This is a genomic window from Streptomyces sp. NPDC037242 (assembly GCF_055604165.1).
In genome coordinates this window covers 255,534-272,537 of the sequence record NZ_JBVJUY010000001.1, presented here as the reverse complement: position 1 = coordinate 272,537, position 17,004 = coordinate 255,534, and the positions used below count along the sequence as shown (strand labels likewise).

Here is a 17,004-nt window from a genome sequence, read left to right as displayed (position 1 = left end):
GGGTATCGACCGTCACCGTATCTCACGCCTCGGGCGGCTCCTCATCGAGGAGCCGCAGGCTGCTGGTACCCGTGCGGGAGGTGAACGGCTCCCAGGTTCCCGGGAGCTCGGGGCGCCGCGCGAACCTGACGTCGGCGAACTGGGCGGACCCGGCGAAGCGTGCTTCGCGGAAGGTCGCCTCGCCCTCGAAGCCGGTGTCGGTGAAGGAGACGGAGTCGGCGAAGGCCGCCCGTTCGAAGGTCACCGTACGCTCGAACCGGGCATGGTCGAAGTGCACTTCGCCGTCGAATTCCGCATGGCTGAAGCCGACCGGACCTTCGAAGCTCGCGTCGCGCCACGACATCCGCTCGGCGAAGGTGGCGAAGTCGAAGTTCACAAGCCCCCCGAACCCGGCGGCCGTTGATGTGAGCGCCCGCTCCCAGCGGGTGTGCGCGAAGGAGGCGTCACCCGCGAAGAGGGTGCCCCGCAGGTCGGCCGGGCCGCGGAAGACGGCGCGCCGGAATCCGGCCGCCCGCACGAACCGGCTGCGGTCGAAGACGCATTCGTGATGGAACACGGCGGAGTTGAAGGTGGCCTGCCCGCTGAAGGTGGCCGCGGCGAAGACCGTGCGGCCCCCGAACTCGGCCCGATCGAAGGAGACCCGGTCGCCGAAGTAGGCCTCCACCGTGATCCAGTCGTCGGCGAAGTAGGCCTGGTCGAACTCCGCCCCGCCCGTCCGGATGACTCCGGTCACCGGGTCGAGCAGGGCTTCCAGCAGCCGCCCGAGCAGCCCGTCGTCGAAGGTGGTGCCCCGCAGGTCCACCGGCGAACCCGGTCCGAGCGTCTCGAAGTACGCCTCCTGTTCCTGCGCCTCCAGATGGGCCAGGCACCGGGTGTGTCCCGGCAGTTGGATGCCGATGCACCCGGTCGGATCCGCCTCCGAGGCCCCCTCACCGCAGTGCCGCCAGCCGAGGGCCTCCCGTTCGGGGAGCGCGTCGGCGTCCACCATGGCCCGCCCCACATCGCCGGGCCTGCCGAGCCACAGCCACCCGGGGGGCCCGCCCCCGTCCGGCTCCAGCCGGCGCATCAGGCCGGCGCCGAGGCGGCCGTCGCCCAGCCCGTTCAGGGGCTCGCCCAGCACGAGGTACACGCTGCCCGGCGCGGTCGGCCCCCGCAGCCGGTCCGTGAGCTGCGGATGCCGGGCCAGGCGGCGGGCGTCGGACACCGCCTGCCCCCTCGTGGCTTCCGCGTCGGCCCGGAGGTCACCCGTGGCGACGGCCGCTCCCAGGACGAGCGCCCACTGGTCACGCACCAGCCTCTCGACGATCGCCGGCAGTTCGGACACCATCCGCCCCGCTACGCCGAGAGCCCGGGGCCCGGTCATCGCGACGATCACGTCCCCGTCCTCCAGGGTGACCACCGGACTGGGCACGGCCGTCGCGGACACCACCCGGAGCAGTTCCATGAAGATGTCGTTGGTCACCAGACGACCGACCGGCCCCATCGAGACATCGGGGCGCAGCACCAGGCAGACCCCCGTCCCCGGGCCCCCCGCCCGGGGACGGTCGACGCGTTCCGGCACGGGCGGGGCCATGGCCGCGCGGAAGTCCGGCCGCTCCAGCAGCGCCCGCCCGGTGAGGTAGACCATGCGGTCGGGCAGGACACTGTGCACGATGCCGACCAGTTCCCCGCCCAGGGAGACCGGGGCGCCCGCGTAGTGGGTCCAGGGGTCCGGTTCGGCCGAGAGGCGGATGAGCTCGCCGTTGCGCTCGCCCGCGTGCGGGAGCGCCGCGCCGAACAGTGCGACGGGCTCCCCGTGGTCCGTCCATCCGTCGACGCGCAGCCGCACGAGCTGGTCCGGCGCTTCCGACTCTTCCGGCTCCGCCGCCCACACCGGATCCGACCAGGTCCCCGGATCGGCCAGGTCCTCCGAGGCCAGCAGCAGGAACACCCGGGGTGTCGCCTCGTCCCACCACACGGCGCGGCATGCGGTCTCCCGGTCGCCCGAGCGGACCCATGCCACGGCGCCCCTGCCCAGCCGGGCGTCGCCGACCGTCAGGACCATGCGGGGTGAGAGCAGTACGCCGACCTCCTGCGGCTCGGGCGCCGGCTCGAAGCGGACGCGCACCACCCCGTGCCGGGGGCCCGGGTCCGCGGCTGCCGGGCCGCCCGCCACGGCGAACGGCTCGGCCCCGGCGGGAACTTGGCGCCTGCCCCCGGCACCGTCGGTGACCCGGATCCCGTGGAAGTCCCGGACGGTGTCCCGGTTGCGGGACATGTACTCCCACACCCGGCGCCTGACCAACTCCCGTACCGCGGCCACGTCCCCGCGCAGCTGGGACCCGAGCAGGACTTCCCGTACGCCCGGCAGGAACTCGAACTCGGCGTCCTCCACCGCCTGCTCGGCGCCCCACGGGGCGAACAGCCCCCCGAGGGCGACCTCCGCGAGGTGCCCGTGCTCCGACTCCCGCAGCAGGGAGCGGCGTACGAGGGTCATCACCGGCAGGGTCAGCGGTACGGCGGCCAGGTGCGCGGCGAGTTGCTGCGCTGTCGGGGAGGCGCTCCCCCGGAAGCGTTCCACCACCTCCAGGGGGCTCTCCCGGTCCTGTGCCGGATCCGGGTCGCCCGGCGGGTTCTCGTACGTCGACCCCTGCGCGGGTTCCGCGTCCAGCCGCAGGCAGGCCAGCCGCCGCCACCGCCCGTCCCCGGAGACCACCCGTACCAGCCGGGCCAGGCTCCCCGAGGCGATCCCCACCACCGGAACCACGGGCCCGCCCCTGCGTGCGCGGCGGGCCACCGGGACCCGCTGCCAGGAGCGGGTGGCGGCGGCGGGCCGGTCCGCCCGTACGGCGAAGGGCACGGGCCGGACCGCGCCGCGCGTCCAGAGCCGCTCGGGCAGCACGTTCAGCACGGCCACGGCGTTGTGCGCGCACCAGTGCCGGAGCAGGCCCTGCAGCGGTGCCTGGCGCCAGCCTCCCGCCACGGTGTCGGAGAGCACGAGGATCAGCCGGCGCCCCGCCGGGTCGGACAGCTCCAGGGGGTTGCGGGGCGGGCCGCCGCGGCCGCGGGCGACCATCGGGGTGCCGCCGGGGGCGGTGCCCGTGAGCTGCCAGGTGCGCACGTCGCGGAAGACGCCGCTGCGGGTGAAGACCCCGCGCAGCTCCTCGACCAGGTCGGCCCAGAGCAGCATCGAGTGGTGGGTGTCGACGACCAGGGCCAGGTCCAGCCAGCGGCTCTCGGCCGGGCGCAGGACCGGGGTGGGCACCATCCGCTCGATGCTGCGTTCCACGGTGAGCTGCTCGTCCAGCTCCTCCCCCGGGCCGCCGATGGCGCGTCGGCCGACGGGGCGCAGGGAGCGCATCAGGCCGAGGGGGGCGTCGAGGGCGGCGGCGCGGGGCAGGCGCAGGGGCGAGCCCCGGCGCGTCCCGGCCGCACCGGCCGCGGTGTCGGCCGTGTCGGTGCCGGCCTGGACGACTCCGATGCCCGGGAAGAGCTGGACCAGCGGGTCGCCCTGGGTGACGGCGCCGGGCAGGTCACCGGAATTCCCGGCCTGTTGCCGGTAGGTGGAGGGGGCGTCGGCCGCCGGCGGCTCGGGTCCGACGGCAAGGGGATCCACCCGGGTGGCCAGCCACAGGATGTCGGCGATCTCCTCCGCCCCGACGCCGGGCCGCCGGCCCCCTTCCAGGGCGTCCTCGGCGAACGCCGCGAGCAACTTCTCGATCACGCGGAGGGTCCGGTGAGGTGGTGCATGACGGTGGCGAGGAAGCGTTCGCGGTCCCCGGGGGCCGACCAGGCGCCGGCCAGGCGGAGTTGGATGGCGTTGAGGAGCTGGTCGGTGGCCAGGTCGCCGTCGTCCGCGCGTTCGAGGAAGCTCTGGACGAGCTCCTGGTACTCCTCGTTGCCCTCGATGTCCACGCCGAGTCGGCCACGCACGATCCGGGCCAGCTTGTCCGGTCCCGGCGGGTCCAGGTGCAGGCGGACGCAGCGGCGCAGGAAGGCGGGCGGGAAGTCGCGCTCGCCGTTGCTGGTGAGGACGATGACGGGGAAGTAGCCGCACTGGACGCGGCCTTGGGTGATGCGGACGGCGGCGTCGGGGTCGTCGTCGGTGCCGATGGCGACGGTGGGGTCCTCCTTGGCGAGGCGGGCCAGTTCGGGGATCACGAATCCGCCGTCCTCGAAGACGGTGAGGAGGTCTCCGGGCAGGTCGATGTCGCTCTTGTCGATCTCGTCGACGAGCAGGACGCGCGGCCGGTCCTGCGCCAGCAGTGCGGTGCCCAGCGGGCCCAGACGCAGGTAGCGGGCGATCGAGGAGCCGCCCCCGGGCGGGACCCGGTCCGGGGCGGCCGCCGGATCGAGGGCCGTGGCGACAGCGCTGACGGCGCCGACAGCCGGGGCGGCCGCCGCCGCGCTGCCGGCGGCTGCCGACGGGGTGCGCAGCTGCTCCAGTCCCGCCTCCTGGAGCCGCCCGATGGCGTCGTACAGGTACAGCCCGTCGCGCAGGACGGTCCGGCTGGTGATGGGCCAGTGCAGTACCGGACCGAGGCCCAGGTCGGCGGCGATGCTGTACGCGAGCGTGGACTTGCCGACGCCCGGCTTGCCGGTGATGAGCAGCGGCCTGCGCAGGTGCAGGGCGGTGTTGACGACGTCCTTCTCCGGGTCGTCCGGTACGTATCCCTCGCCGCGCCGCCGGGTGCGCTCCCAGGCCGGCCCCTCGCACCCGGGCGGCGCGTAGCCCGGGTCGGGGATGCCGGCGAAGTCCCGCCAGGGCGGCGGCGGTCCGGCCTCCAGCCTGGTGCGGCGCTCGGCGGCCCCGCCGGTCCCGTGGTACAGCCACCAGTCCTTCGCCACTGCCTCTTCCTCCATCGTCGGGTGTAGCGGTCGGGATAGGGATAGGGATAGGGATCGGGGCCGGGATCGGTGTCAGGACAGGGGCCGGAGGGTGAGCTTGTCGTCGGGATCGTCCCACAAGAGCACCAACCGGTCTGCCCCCGGCGCCTGTTGACCGGTGTCATCGGCGCCCGCGGCGGCTCCGGCGGCCGCCCGGCGCACCTCCCGCACCCTGCCGGGCAGCGCGAGCACGTCCAGCGCGCCGGGTTCGGGGCGGCCGTCCGGCGCGAGCAGCTCCGCCAGTCCGCCGGCCGGGGCCGCGCCCCCGCCGGGCCGCCACACCATCACCGGTACCCCGCCTTCGAGTACGGCCTCCACCACCGCGCCGGTCCGCGCGGCGGTCGAGGTGTGCGCGAGGACGCAGGCGGGTGCCGCCCCGGCGCCCAGCTCCATCCCCAGGGCGTCGGTGGCCTCCGCGTCGGCGACCACGCGGACGGCTTCGGCGTGCCGGCCGCCCTGCGTGCACAGCCAGCGCCACTTCGTCCGCCACTCGGCGGCGCTGTCCTCGCGCTCCTGCGGGCAGCGCACGACCACCTGGTAGAGCTGCCCGAGGGCCCGGGTCCGCCCGGGTCCCCGGCCGCGCGGGACCGGCCACAGGTCGAAGTCCAGCTCCAGCAGCTCGTACGGCACGTGGAACTCGATCCGCTCCACCGCGTCGTACGGCCGCCCGGCCTCGGCCTCGCCGCCCAGGGCTCGCCCGACGCAGGCGAGTTGGCGTACGAGCTCCGCCCGTACGGACTCCAGCCGGACCGGCTCTCCCCCCGACTCCCAGATGTTCTCGGTGACTTCGCGCCGCAGCCACATCCGCGCCAGGAAGCCGTCCTCACCGCCCGGCGGGGTCTCCAGCCTGACGTGCAGGGTGGTCCGGCGCGGCGGCGGGGGCGGCGGCGGCAACGCGGGCAGGGCGAGCCGCTCGCGGGTCGCGTTCACCCAGCCGCCCAGACGGTCCGCCCAGACGGCGTCGGCCGCCCAGGCCCGCGCGGCGAGGAAGCGCACGAAGGGCACCGCGAGCGGCAGCCCGTCGCGGCCGCCCTGGCGCTCGTCGAGGTCCTGGGCCACCTCCAGCAGGGTCTCCCCCGGCAGGCCGCCGCGCACCGGCGTCGTACAGCCGGCCACCTTGAAGGCCCACGCATAGGCCTCGTAGGCGCATCTGGGCAGGTCACGGCCTAGGAAGAGGCCGCCGAGCTCGTCCCAGGCCCGCTGGTCCAGCCGGGCCGCGCGCGGCAGCGCGGCCCCGGGCAGGTCCTCGTCGAGGAAGGAGCAGGCGTCCCAGTCCCGGTCCACCAGGAACTGCGGCAGCTGCCAGCCCTCGCCGCGCTCGCGCAGCTCCTGGAAGCTGCGGTGGATGGACCGGGCGGCGTCGGCCAGCCCGGTGACTCCCTCGCGGACGGACCGCTGCCCGAGTTCGCCGAGCAGTGCCTCGGTGAACCGGCCGGCGGCGCGCTCGGAGTCGTTCTGCGCGGCCTCGCCCTCACGGGAGGCGTAGAGGCGGAACTGCCGGCGCCCCGGGACGGTGGCCCCGCCCCCGTAGTCGGTGCTGCCGAAGTTCAGGCGGGTGTCGCGGGGCGCGTCGACGCGGCAGGCGTCCACCAGGGCCGCCTGGAGCGGGAACCGGCGGCGGGTGACAAGGTCGGTGCGCCACCAGCGCAGCGCGGAGTCGAGGTTGAGGTGGCGGATCTGGCCGGGCAGCGCGTCGGCGCACGGCAGCATGAGCTCCCGGCTCCGGCCCAGATAGCCGTGGCCGGCCCAGAAGATCCACAGCAAGTCGCCGTCGCACTTGGGCAGTTCGTCGAGGAGCACCGATTTCACGTTCGCCTCGGTCGCCGGACGGTACGTGCCCTTCAGCGCGGCCAGGCCCGGTGAGGCCGCCCAGTCGAGCGTGTCGGGGTCGTCGAGCGGGGCCAGCAACAGCCGTACGTGGTCGGGCGGCACCTCGCCCGGCCCGGTCAGCCACTGGGCGAAGCGCAGGGCGTCGCGGGCCGGGCCGCGCAGGTTCCAGCCGTGGCCGATGTCATAGCTCTCGACCCCGGCGACCAGCGCGAAGGTGCGCCCGGGCCCCAGGTTCGGGGGCAGGAAGTCGGCCGGCCTCACCCGATCTCCGCCTCGGCCACCGCCTGTTCGATCCGCTCGTAGAGGGCTGCCTGTTTCCAGTAGGCGCTGTGGCAGGCGGGGAACGGCTGCCGACTCGTGATCCGGTGGTCGCTGACGCGGGGGTCTCCGGGGAAGACCGGGCTCGCGAGGTACGAGAGCAGGTCGTGGCGGTCGTAGACGTTGAGCCAGCGCGGGAAGGCGTACGGGAGTTTGGTGCCCGGCGAGATCCCGGTGAGGGCGCCGAGCTCGTAGAGGAAGGGAGCCTGCGAGCCGACGGTGACGAGGAGCCCCACTCCGGGGACGGGCTCCCCGCGGGCGGCGGCGAGGGCGAGCAGGTCCACGAGGGCGATGCCGCCGAGGCTGTGGCCGATGAGTACGGTCGGCCCCGGCTCGGCGCAGATCCGCGCGTGCAGGAACTCCCGCAGCTCCGCGCCCCGCGCCTGGTAGCGCAGGATGTCGCCGAGCGCAGGGGTGGCGTCGGCGGTGAGGGAGGGCCGCCAGGCGTTGAGGAGCGGCTGGGTGGTGACCCGCATGGCGAGCCGGCCCAGCACCGCGGCGGCGCGGGCGCCGGGCACCCGGGCGTCACCTCCGAGGCGGGTGGTGAGCAGTTCGACGAGCCGGTCGCGCTCCACGCCGGTGCAGTCGGCCTCGGCCCCCGCGGAGGCGAGTGCGGCTGCGGTCACGGCGCGGGCGAGGGCGGTGGCCAGCTCCCGGGCCTGCGGCTGCCCGGTGGCGCGCTCCCCGGCCCGGGCCGCCTCGGCCGAGGCGGCGGTGGCCTCCAGGGCGGCGGGGAACCCGGCGGCGAGGCCGGTGCCGTGCAGCAGCGCGGCCAGCTCGCCGCCCTCGGACGTACCCGGAGCCCCCGTCCCGCCCGGTAACTCCGCGAGCCGGTCCAGTAGTTGGAGCACCTGGATCCCGGCCGGCCGGACGCCGGGCATGTCGAAGCCCTCGCCGTCGGCCGGCCCGTCGTCCCAGCCCGCCTCGGCCAGCACCCGTACCTCGCACAGCGGGTCGGTGAGCAGCAGCGCCCATTCGGCGGTCTCGGCGTCCGCCGGATCGGGCGCGCCCGGACCTTCGGGGGCGCCCATGCCCGGTACGGAGCGGCCGCCGGCGCTCAGGGTGGCCCCGAACCGGTCGCCCCAGAAGCAGGAGTCCACGGCCGCGCCGGGGAACCGGGCGGTCAGGCCCGCCTTGACCAGCGCGAACAGCGTTTCGTGCCGATCGCGCCGCACCCCCGTACCGTGAACGAACAGAAAACGCATGGCGGCCCCGCCCCCTCGTACGCTCTTCCCCCGCTCGGCACGATAGCGCCGGACGGCGAATGGGGGGCGGGTATCGGCGAGTTCAGATCTTGCGGGCGATGGTGAGGCCGTCGGCGATCGGGAGCATGACGGACTCGACGCGGTCGTCGGCGCGGACGTGCGCGTTGAACTCCCGAATGGCCAGGCCGTTCCCGGTCGCGTCCGCGCGGACCGCCTCGCCGCCGTACAGGACGTTGTCGGCGAGGAGCAGCCCGCCGGGGCGCACGCGCGGTACGAGCTGGTCCCAGTAGGCGCGGTACCCGGTCTTGTCGGCGTCCAGGAAGACCAGGTCGACCACCGGTTCGGCCGGGAGCGCGGTGAGGGTCTCTAGGGCGGGGGCGATCCGCAGGTCGATCCGGTCGGCGACCCCTGCGGCCTTCCAGGCCTCCTGGGCGATGGAGGTCCACTCCTCGGAGATGTCGCAGGTGAGGACCTGGCCGCCGGGGGCGAGCCCCTCGGCGAGCGCGAGGGTGGAGTAGCCGGTGAAGGTGCCGATCTCCACGATCCGGAGGGCGCCGGTGAGCCGGGCCAGCAGGGTGAGGAGTACGCCCTGTTCGTGCGGGATCTGCATCTCGGCGGGGCCGCCCAGCGCGCGGGTGCGCCGGATCAGCTCCGTCTGCACCTCGCTCGGCGGCTCCGCCTGGGCGACCAGGTAGGAGTACACCTCGGGGGTGAGGGGCACGGTCTTGACCTCGTCCGCGGACCTGCTCATGTGTTGCGTCCCTTCGGGGGCTCGGGAATCCGGTGGATCTGGGGCGGTTCCTCGCAGACCGCCACCGCCACCAGGCGGGCGAGCGCCTCGCGTCCGAAGCGCTCGGGGCAGCCGTCGGGGAGGCTACCCAGGCCGTGCGCGCCGATGTCGGCCACACAGCCGGCCAGCAGGCGGACCAGTTGCGCCCGGTGGGCCGGACGGCACACGGGCCGCCGCTCCACCTGGAAGTGCGCGTCGTACAGCGCCTGTTCGGCTTCGGTCGGACGGTGTCCGGCGCTGCGGCCGGACTGCTGGAGGAGGGAGGCACCCTCGGGCACCAGGCGGCGGGCCACCGCCATGTGCACCCGCTGGTTGTCCCGGACCGCGCCGCCCAGCAGGGCGAGCAGGTGGGCCGGGTGACTGTCCCGGACGGCGCGCAGGGCGTCGGACACGGGGGCGTGGTCACGGGCCCATTCGCCGCTGAAGGCGGGATGGGCGGCGGCCATCCCGGGGCGCACCAGGGTGGCGTACTGCTCGGGGGTGCAGCTGCCGGAGTACAGGAACAGCACGGAGTAGACGTCGTACAGGGCTGTGGTCCAGGCGAGCAGCCGGGTCGTCGCCCGCTCCGTTGCGGCGGCCAGCGCGTGCAGTCCGGGCGGGAGCAACTGCCATACGCAGAAGGCCGCATGGTGGCCTGTGAGCCACCGGTGGCGGACCCGGTCGGCCTCGTCTGCGGGGGGCAGGCAGCCGTCGGGCGGGTTGCCCGAGAGGATAGCGCGCAGGGCGTCGAGTTCGGCGTCCAGCCGCTCCTGGCAGGAGGTGCGGCCGCAGGGGGCCGGGGCCTCCCCCGGCAGGGGCAGGATCAGCGGCACGTTCCCGCCCCCCGCCCCCGCGCAGCGGGAGTGCGGCAGGGCGGCGCGCAGGGCCTCGGTGGACGGCGTCACCACAGCGTGACCGGCAGGGATTCGAGCCAGTTCATGGTCATGCTGGGGCGGCGCCGGATGTCCTCGGCCGGTACGGCGAGGCGCATGTCCGGGAACCGGTCCAGGAGCTTGTCGTACGCGATCTCCAGTTGGGCGTACCCGACCTTCGAGCCCACGCAGCGGTGGGCGCCGTGGCCCATGCCGAGGTGCTGGCGGTCGGTGCGGGTGATGTCGAAGCGGTGCGGGTCGGGGAAGCGGCGCGGGTCGCGGTGGGCGGCCTGGAGCGCGAGGAGCAGGAACTCGCCCTCGGGGACGGTGGTTTCGCCGAGCTTCACCGGCTGGACGGTGTAGCGGGGGCCCACCGCCCGGAAGGAGCCGTCGTAGCGCAGGGTCTCCTCGACGGCGCCGGGCAGCAGGGAGCGGTCGGCGTGCAGCGCGGCGAGCTGTTCGGGGTGGCTGAGCAGCGCGAGCATCCCGTTGGCGAGGGCGTTGGCGCTCTCCATTCCGGCGATGAGCAACAGGAAGACGGTGGAGGCCAGTTCGTGCCTGCTGAGGGGGCTCGGTCCGGCGCGGCCGGCCACGAGCGTGGAGATCAGCCCGTCGGAGTCCGACGGGGCCGGGGGGCGGGAGCCCTGTTCGGCGATCCGGCGGTCCACGACGGCTTCGGCGTAGTCCGCGATGGTCGCGGACACGTCCCGTACCGACCGGGCACTGCCCTGGACCATCAGGAGCTCGAACCAGGCGCGGAAGTCCGAGCGTTCGCCCTGCCCGAGGCCGAGGACATGGGTGATGGCGTCGATGGCGAGGGGGTAGGTGAAGTCCGCGCGCAGGTCGAGCGGGCCGGGGCCGGCGGCGCACAGCGCGTCGAGCCTGCGGTCGGCGAGTTCGGCGAGGTGCGGCCGCAGGAGTTCGGTGCGCGCGGGGCTGAGGGCCTGCTGGGTTCCGTTCCGCAGCCGCTGGTGCTCGGGCCCATCGGAGTTGATCATGTTGTTGCGGATCCGGATGTTCACGTCCCGGCGCCGCTCGGGGTCGATCTGGTGGCGCTCGCGCAGGTCGGGGCGGCGCCATTCGTCCTTGCGGACGCCGGGGTGGGTGAGGGCGGCGCGGACGTCCTCGTAGCCGGGGACCACCCAGATCCGCTGCCCGCTGAAGCCGGTCACCGGGGTGGCCGGACCCAGGGCGCGCAGGGCGTCGAAGCGGGGGTGCGGGTCGTGGAAGAACTCCGGGGTGAAGAAGGCCGGTGGCGGGGCCAGGAGTGGCGCGGTCGGAGGTGACGCCGTCGGGGGTGACGCGGTCATGGTCGGGCCGGTGCCTTTCGATCGGTCGCGGCGCGTACGGCGACGGCCGCGCAGGTGCCGCCCCGGCTGCCGGCGGCGACGAGAGCGGACGCGGGGGCTTCGGTACGGGTGGTGGTCCCGGTACGGGCGAGCTCGGGGAGCGGGCGGCGGGTCCCGGTGAGCGGCCGGAGCCCGACGGCGGGGTCCGCGCACGCCTCCAGTGCCGCGAGTACGGCGAGCAGCGCGCCGGCCGCCTGGGTGTACCCGGTGGCGCCGCTGATGTTGGCCAGGGGCCCCGGGAGACTGGCCAGCGCGCGGGCCTCGGCCGCGTCGCCCGCGGGGTGGCCCCAGGCGGTGCCGTACAGGTGGCACGGCCGGCCGGCCGCGAGCCCGGAGCGGTGGGCGGCGCCGGCGAGGGCGCGCACCAGGGCGACGCCGGAGGCCTCCACGGCGCCGGGCCCCACGGGGGCTCCGCCGCCGCAGTGCCCGAGGACCCGGCCCAGCACGCGGGCGCCTCGGCGGGCGGCGTGTTCGGCGGACTCCAGCACCAGGGCGACGCCGGCGGGGGTGAGGACTCCCCCGTCGGCGTCCACGTCGTAGGGGCGGCCGGCGTCCTTGGAGAGCAGCCCGTGGTCGGCGAAGGCGGCGTGCAGGGCGGGGGCCGCCTCGTCGGCGGCGATGACGTACACCGTGTCGGCGCGGCCGGCGCGGATCAGGTCGGCGGCCTGGCCGAGGGCGAGGAGCCCGGAGGCGTCCCCGGCCGAGAGGACGGCGGCGGGGCCTCGGGCGCCGAGCGCGAGGGCGGCGTACCCGGCGGGCACGCCGGCCACCGAGTTGGGGGCGAGCAGCGGGCTCGGGGGCTGCCCCTGCGCGTGCAGCGCTGCCATGGCGGTGTGGGTGGTGACCGGGCCGGAGGCGGTGGCGATGACCAGCCCGGTGCGATCGGGGTCCGGGCGGTGCGCGAACCGCGCGTCGGCCTCGGCCTGCCGGGCGGCGGCGAGCACGATCCGCCCGAAGGGGTCGAGCCGGGGCCAGTCGGCGGGGTCGATGAGTGCCGCCAACTCGCCCTCGTCCAGCCCCACTCCACCCGGTACGGCCGCTCCGCTGCGCAGGTACGCGAGGAACCCGACGCGCCCGCACCCCGCCGGATGCACCACCCCGCCGCCGGTGACGACCACGTCCGCGGCGGGGGCCGTTGCCGCGGACCGGGGGGCCGTGGCCGCGGACCGGGGGGCCGCGGGTGCGTCGGCCGCCGCGAGGACCAGGGCGGCGTTCTGGCCGCCGAAGCCCGCCGAGGTGCTCACCGCGTACCGCAGGCCGGGGGCGGGGCGGGATGCGCCGGGGACGATGTCCCAACCGCCCTGCCGCTCCGTGGCGTTCAGGGTCGGCGGGAGGGTGCCGTGCCGGAGCGCGAGGAGGGTGATCGCCGCCTCCAGGGCTCCGGAGGCGCCCAGTGCGTGGCCGGTCTGCGATTTGGTGCTGCTGACCGGGGGCCGGCGGTCCCCGAACACCGCCTCCAGGGCCAGCAGTTCGGCGTGGTCGTTGGCGCGGGTGCCGGTGCCGTGCCCGTTGACGTAGCCGATCTCGTCCGGGTCCAGCCCGGCGTCGCCGAGGGCGAGGGCCACCGCCCGCCGCAGGCCCTCGCCCTGCGGGTGCGGGGCGGTGATGTGGTGGGCGTCGCCGGTGAGGGCGTGCCCCAGCAGGTACCCGTACGGCTCGGCCCCGGCGCGCCCGGCCGGCTCCAGTACGAGGAAGGCCACGCCCTCGCCGAGGCTGGTCCCGGCGCTGCGTCCGTACGGGGAGCAGGGACCGCGGTCCAGGGCCCGCCAGCTGTCGAAGGCGGCGAGCACGGAATCGTCCAGCAGGTTGACCCCGCCGGCCAGCACCGCGTCGGCCCGGCCGGTGCGGATCAGTTCGGCCCCGTGCGCGAGCGCGCAGGCCGAGGCGACGCAGCCGTTGACGAACACCTCCCGCGGCCCGGTCGCGCCGAGCGCCTCGGCGATGGCGTCGGCGGCGGTGTGCGGCCTGGACAGGGCCCGGTCGCGGTGCGCGGCGAGGTGGTGCGCGAAGTCGGGCGCCCCCCAGTCGGTGGAGCCGACCACGACGGCGACCCGCTCGCCCGGGGGCCCCGCCAGGTGCAGGCCGGCCGAGGCCCAGGCGGCCGTGGCGTGGTGGACGGCCAGCCGGACCGCCGCGTCGGGGCCGCCCTGGCGGGCCTGGTCGGGCAGCAGGCCGCACGTGTGGCGGGGCCCGCGGGCGGTGAGGCCGGGCGCACCCGCCGCGACGGCGGCCCAGACGGCCCCGGGGGTGTCCCCGAGGGAGCAAGCCAGGTGCATGCCGGTCACGGCCACCGTGCTCACGCCGTCACCCCCGACCCGGCGAGCGGCTTGCCGAGCGGCCCGCGCGGGATCCGGTCGACGAACCGGATCTGCCGGGGCGCGGCGCCCAGGCCGCGCGCGGTGGCCCGTACGCCGTCCTCCGTGAGCGGGCCGCCTCCGGCGACGAGCACGTCGTACGTCTCCCCGCGCAGCGGGTCGGCCGCGCGTACGCACGCCACGTCGGCCCCGGGCAGCGCCGCGCGCAGCCGGGCCGCGATGCCGTTGAGGTCGTGGCGAACCCCGTTGACCTTGACCAGGTGGGCGCGGCGGCCGAGGCGCAGGAAGCGCCGCTCGTCCAACGGCCGGACCAGGTCGTCCATCTCGTGGCTCGCGGGGTGGCTGCCGTCGGGGAGGGCGGACAGCCGGGGCCCCGACACGGTGAGCGGGACCTCCCCCGCATGGCCCTCCGGCCCCGCGAAGGTGACGTCGTCGAGCAGCGTCCACGCCCCGGCCGGGTCCCAGCCGGCCCGGTGGGCGACGGCGCTGGTCTCGGTGGAACCGAGCACCTCGACCATCGTGGTGCGCGAATCGTCCCGCAACGCCCATGCCTCCGGCGGGAGTTCGGCCGAGCTGTGCAGGAAGACGATGTGCTCGAAGGAAGCGAGCCAGCGCGGGTGCCGGGCCAGGATCCGGAAGGTCCACGGGATGGCGACGACCGCGATGCGGCGGGCGCCGGTCCGCGGCGGCGGGCAGTCGAAGGACGGCCAGAACCACACCGGCAGACCGGTCACGGCGGGCAGCAGCATGGTCGCCGAGGCGCCGTAGGCGTGCCGCGGCGGGGCGAAGCTCACGATGGCTCCGGGCTCGTACGGGCCGATCAGGCGGGCGAGTTGCTCGCTGTCGGCCCGCAGCCGGGCCCCGGCGAGGGTGCGGCGTACGGGGGCGCCGGTGGAGCCGGAGGTGTGGAAGACGTAGTCCCGCGCGACGAGCCCGTCCCGCACGGCGGCGGCCTCGGCGGGTCCGAGCCGGTCCCAGGGCAGATGCCACGGCAACTGCCCGCCCGCGCCGGCCGGTTCGGCCGCACGGACCGGGTCGACCGCACCGCCCGCGACGGCTGCACGGGCCGAGTCGGCCGCACCGACCGCGTCAGCCACACCGACCGCGTCAGCCGCACGGACCGGGTCGACCGCACGGGCCGCGTCGGCCGCACCGACCGCGTCAGCCGCACCGACCGCGTCAGCCGCACAGGCCGCGTCAGCCACACGGGCCGCGTCAGCCGCACAGGCCGCGTCAGCCGCACGGACCGGGTCGACCGCACGGGCCGCGTCGGCCGCGCGGGCCGAGTCGGCCGCACAGGCCGCGTCAGCCGCACGGGCCGGGTCGGCCGCACGGGCCACACCGACCGCGTCGGCCGCGCGGGCGGCTCCGACGGCACCGGCCGGCGGCGCCGGGGCCCCGTCCGCGGGGCTCCCGTCAGCCGGGGTCCCGCCCGCCGGGCTCGCATCCGCCCGGGAGCCGATGCCCGGTCGCTCCCACAGTGCGTCGAACGCGAGCGTCTCGTACGCCTGCGCGGCCCGCCCCGCCCCGCTCACCGCGCGCTCGCGGCCGGGCCCAGCAGCTCGGCCAGCCGGGCCGTCGCCGCGTCCAGGCTGGTGACGTCGGCGGTGTCCAGCGCCCCGACCTCCAGCCCGAACTCCTTCTCCAGCCGGGTCACGGCCTCCAGCTGCATCAGGCTGTCGTACGCCGCCGCGGGGAACTCCGCGAGCGGGGCTCCTCCCGCCCAGTCGGCGAGGGACTGCCCCAGGGCCCCTTCCAGCACGCGACGCACCCGCGGCGCCAGGTCGACGGCTCCCGCGGCGACGGCTGCGGCTTCGGCTTCGGTCATGGCTGCTGCTCCTCGAACTCGTCGGCGGACTCGTCGCCGAGGCCGTCCAGTACGTCGGCCGCCCGGCGGACCTCCTCGTCCAGCGCCCGGTCCGGGTCGACGGGCGCGATCACGGCGGCGAGCCGTTCCAGCACGGCCGCGCAGCGCGGGGCGCTCGGCCCGCGCCCGGAGCCCCGTACGGACAGGAAGGCGGCCTGCCGCAGGGCGACGGCCAGCGAGCCGTGCAGCCAGCGCAGCCGCTCCGCCTGGGCCAGTGCCGTCAGGGCGGCCTGGGTCCCGAAGGGGACCACGTCCTGGTTGTGGCCGTTGGTCGGCAGGCTCTGCACGGACGCGGGGACGGCCTCGCGGCGCATCGCGGCGACGGTGGCGGTCGCGGCGAGCTGTACGCCCTGCACCCCGTGCTGGCGGCCCGGTTCGGCGGCCAGCATGGGCGGGAGTCCGCCGTTGCGGTGCGGGTCGACGAGGAGGTCGAGCTGGCGTTCCGCGAGGTTGCCGAGCTGCGTCGCGGTCATGGACAGCAGGTCGGCGGCGAAGGCCACGGGCTGCCCGAAGAAGTTGCCGCCGTGCGCGACGAGGTCGTCCTCGGCGAAGAACAGCGGGTTGTCGCTGATCCCCGCGAGGTCGTCGCCGACGACCCGGCCGGCGTGGCCGAGCGAGGCGGCGGCCGCGCCGAGCAGTTGCGGGGTGCACCGGATGCTGTACGGCTCCTGCAGCGGCCTGCCGGGGGCGGGGACGGTGCCCGCCATGAGCTCGCGCAGGTCCGCGGCCGCCCGTACCGCGTCGGGGTGGCCGAAGGCGCGCAGCAGTTGCGGGGCGAGGAAGGCGGGGGCCGCGCCGAGCAGGTCGGCGAGGCAGGCGCTCAGCGTGAGGGCGGTGCGGTACGAGCGGTGCAGCCGGGCGGTGGCCAGCGCGGCCGCGGCGGCGGTCACCGAGGTGCCGTTGACCAGGGCGAGCGCGTCGCGGCCGTCGAGCTCCAGCGGGGTGAGCCCGGCCCGGCGCAACGCCTCGGCGGCCGGGAGGCGTTCGCCGCCGAGGTAGGCGTGGCCGTGGCCGCGCAGCGCGCGGGCGGCGTGGGCGAGCGGGATGAGGTCGCCGCTGGCGCCGACCGAGCCGTAGGTGGGGACGGCGGGCGCGAAGGAGGTGCGCAGGGCGGCGCGGAGTGCGTCCACCACCTGGGGCGAGACCCCGGAGCGGCCCTGGCACAGGGACCACAGGCGGACGGTGAGGGCGGCGCGGACGACGGCGGGCGGGAGGTCCTGGCCCTGGCCCGCCAGCAGGTGGTTGATCGCGTTGTCGCACTGGCCGGCGTGGTCCTCGCGGCCGGGGAAGGCGACGAGCGGTCCGAAGCCGGTGGTGGCGCCGTACACCTCGCGGCCGTCGTCCATGGTCCTGGCGGTGTAGTCGCGACACTCGGCGATCCGCCGGCGGACCTCGTCGTCGAGCACGAACTCGACGGGCCTGGCGGCCCGTTCGAGGGTGCCGGGGGTGAGCCGGCCGGCGAGCGGGATCGCGGGCCGGCGGGCGGAGTCGAGGAGCATCGCTCATCCCTGCGGGTCGGTCGGGAACGGCGTGTGGGGCTCACGCCGCGGGGCCCCTGGCCTGGGCGGACTGCCGTCGCCCGCGTCCGGGATCACCCGGCTGAATCAACGACG

Annotated in this window: 11 protein-coding genes; all 11 read right to left on the bottom strand. The window is 76.1% G+C overall.

Going from position 1 to position 17,004, the window contains the following annotated elements:
• Positions 1 to 22: 22 nt before the first annotated feature.
• Positions 23 to 3,703: an SAV_2336 N-terminal domain-related protein gene (locus ACZ7GJ_RS01105; RefSeq protein WP_470748144.1), complete on the bottom strand. Its 3,681-nt coding sequence runs from the start codon at positions 3,701 to 3,703 to the stop codon at positions 23 to 25.
• Positions 3,700 to 4,827, bottom strand: coding sequence for an AAA family ATPase (locus tag ACZ7GJ_RS01100; protein WP_470748142.1), 1,128 nt, complete (start codon positions 4,825 to 4,827; stop codon positions 3,700 to 3,702). The genes ACZ7GJ_RS01105 and ACZ7GJ_RS01100 overlap by 4 nt, the downstream gene beginning before the upstream one ends.
• 72 nt (positions 4,828 to 4,899) lie before the next feature.
• Positions 4,900 to 6,957, bottom strand: a complete 2,058-nt coding sequence (locus ACZ7GJ_RS01095) for a VMAP-C domain-containing protein (RefSeq protein ID WP_470748140.1) — start codon at positions 6,955 to 6,957, stop codon at positions 4,900 to 4,902.
• Positions 6,954 to 8,189 (bottom strand): hypothetical protein, encoded by a 1,236-nt coding sequence (locus ACZ7GJ_RS01090; protein WP_470748138.1) that lies wholly within the window; start codon positions 8,187 to 8,189, stop codon positions 6,954 to 6,956. The genes ACZ7GJ_RS01095 and ACZ7GJ_RS01090 overlap by 4 nt, the downstream gene beginning before the upstream one ends.
• Before the next feature lie 112 nt (positions 8,190 to 8,301).
• On the bottom strand, positions 8,302 to 8,970 hold the full coding sequence (locus tag ACZ7GJ_RS01085) for an O-methyltransferase (RefSeq protein ID WP_470748136.1): 669 nt from the start codon (positions 8,968 to 8,970) through the stop codon (positions 8,302 to 8,304).
• A complete protein-coding gene (locus ACZ7GJ_RS01080) occupies positions 8,967 to 9,896 on the bottom strand; it encodes a hypothetical protein (RefSeq protein WP_470748134.1) in 930 nt (309 codons plus the stop codon). The genes ACZ7GJ_RS01085 and ACZ7GJ_RS01080 overlap by 4 nt, the downstream gene beginning before the upstream one ends.
• A complete protein-coding gene (locus tag ACZ7GJ_RS01075; RefSeq protein WP_470748132.1) occupies positions 9,890 to 11,170 on the bottom strand; it encodes a cytochrome P450 family protein in 1,281 nt (426 codons plus the stop codon). Before ACZ7GJ_RS01075 ends, ACZ7GJ_RS01080 begins: the two co-directional genes overlap by 7 nt.
• The gene (locus tag ACZ7GJ_RS01070; RefSeq protein WP_470748130.1) at positions 11,167 to 13,509 is read right to left on the bottom strand and encodes a beta-ketoacyl synthase N-terminal-like domain-containing protein; all 2,343 of its coding nucleotides are present in this window, start codon (positions 13,507 to 13,509) and stop codon (positions 11,167 to 11,169) included. Before ACZ7GJ_RS01070 ends, ACZ7GJ_RS01075 begins: the two co-directional genes overlap by 4 nt.
• Positions 13,506 to 15,059 (bottom strand): AMP-binding protein, encoded by a 1,554-nt coding sequence (locus tag ACZ7GJ_RS01065; RefSeq protein ID WP_470748128.1) that lies wholly within the window; start codon positions 15,057 to 15,059, stop codon positions 13,506 to 13,508. Before ACZ7GJ_RS01065 ends, ACZ7GJ_RS01070 begins: the two co-directional genes overlap by 4 nt.
• Positions 15,056 to 15,352 carry a hypothetical protein gene (locus ACZ7GJ_RS01060; RefSeq protein ID WP_470748126.1) on the bottom strand — a complete coding sequence of 99 codons (297 nt, stop codon included), beginning with the start codon at positions 15,350 to 15,352 and terminating at the stop codon, positions 15,056 to 15,058. Before ACZ7GJ_RS01060 ends, ACZ7GJ_RS01065 begins: the two co-directional genes overlap by 4 nt.
• On the bottom strand, positions 15,349 to 16,890 hold the full coding sequence (locus ACZ7GJ_RS01055) for an HAL/PAL/TAL family ammonia-lyase (protein WP_470748124.1): 1,542 nt from the start codon (positions 16,888 to 16,890) through the stop codon (positions 15,349 to 15,351). Before ACZ7GJ_RS01055 ends, ACZ7GJ_RS01060 begins: the two co-directional genes overlap by 4 nt.
• Between the last annotated feature and the right edge of the window lie 114 nt (positions 16,891 to 17,004).